Genomic DNA, 1,267 nt, shown 5'->3' with positions numbered 1-1,267 from the left:
GTGCCGGGCGGGGTGTTGGCTGGGGCGTCGAACGGGGTGATGGGCGAGCGCGTTGAGCGGCTGATGTGCGGTTTTAGGGATTGCAAACGTTTGTGATCGTTTGAAAATGGCTCGTTCGTAACTGCATTATGGGGTTCACTATGCGGACGTTTGCAGAAAAACATTGCAAACGTAAACACGACACGCCAATTAGTCAAAAACGTGGAAAACCTTGGCGTTATTACGATGTTTGCGTTCACTTGTTTGTCGATTCTGACTGCGAAGGTTTGCAAACTGCAAACATTAGCATTATGCTGGTGCGCAGTCGTAGAAGTTGTGACAAGCCGAGGGCGGCACCGTTCGGCAAGCCCGGAGGAGAGACGGATGCACGGACTCAAGAGAAACCCGCACGGGGGGGGTATCGTAATCGCGACGCCGCGATGATGCGGCTCGCCGTCGGCTTCTCGCCTGTCGCCGATGGCACGAACTCGGCTATTCGGCATATGCAAACCGGTACGTTCGACGGCACCAATGGCGGTGTCTTGATGAAGAACGCGTGCGCCGGGCAGTCGTATGCGTGGAACAACGATCAGCGCGAAATCGGTGCTTTCGATCCGACGATCTCGTCGCCGCATATCGACACGACGGCCGAGCTGCGGTCCAATGATCATGATGTGGCATGCGTCGATGCCGTAATCGATATGTCTGTGCGATCCGGCACCAAGTCGAACGATATGGCTGATGCCGCGATCGTTTCGGTTCCCGTCAATACACCGTCTAAGGGCGCACATGCGTTGACGGGGATCGTGACGGCGGCCGGTCTGGCCCTGATGGTCGGGAGGCGGTGCCAATGAATTGCCCCACATCGAAGGGAGGCTTCGACCCATAAACCTTCATCCCAAGCGCGAAGCATGACCGGGGGAGTGCCAAAGCAACGGAACGTTACGAGACCACCCTCCAAAAGATTTCAAAACTTAACCCAAAAATCAAGGAAGATCACTCAAAGGAGTAATCATGAAGAAGTTAGGCAAGGCCATTCTCGGCCTCGTGGCCGCCGTGGCGATGCTCGTCACCGGCCTCACCGCCCCGCTCACCGCGGTCGCGGATGGCGACAATACGGCCGGTTCGGGAACGTCGTCGACGTTGCAGATCAAGATTAATAAGGCTATTCGCTGTTTGTGGTGGGTGATGGTCAGGTGGTGGTGACGGCTTTGAGGTCGAGTTTGCCGCAGGTCAGGTAGATCATGGTGGCGAAGTAGTCCATGTTGCGGAAGCCCCTCGCCCGTCG

2 protein-coding genes are annotated in these 1,267 nt (G+C 56.6%); both read left to right on the top strand.

The annotated features are described in order from the left end of the window. Positions 1 to 140 precede the first annotated feature (140 nt). The gene (locus KIH76_RS11490; RefSeq protein ID WP_219070792.1) at positions 141 to 833 is read left to right on the top strand and encodes a hypothetical protein; all 693 of its coding nucleotides are present in this window, start codon (positions 141 to 143) and stop codon (positions 831 to 833) included. A 160-nt stretch (positions 834 to 993) separates the two neighbouring features. Continuing rightward, positions 994 to 1,185 (top strand): hypothetical protein, encoded by a 192-nt coding sequence (locus KIH76_RS11485; protein ID WP_219070789.1) that lies wholly within the window; start codon positions 994 to 996, stop codon positions 1,183 to 1,185. The last annotated feature ends 82 nt before the right edge of the window (positions 1,186 to 1,267 follow it).

This window comes from Bifidobacterium simiiventris, from assembly GCF_019331715.1.
Taxonomy (GTDB): domain Bacteria; phylum Actinomycetota; class Actinomycetes; order Actinomycetales; family Bifidobacteriaceae; genus Bifidobacterium; species Bifidobacterium simiiventris.
This window is presented reverse-complemented; position numbering and strand designations above follow the sequence as displayed.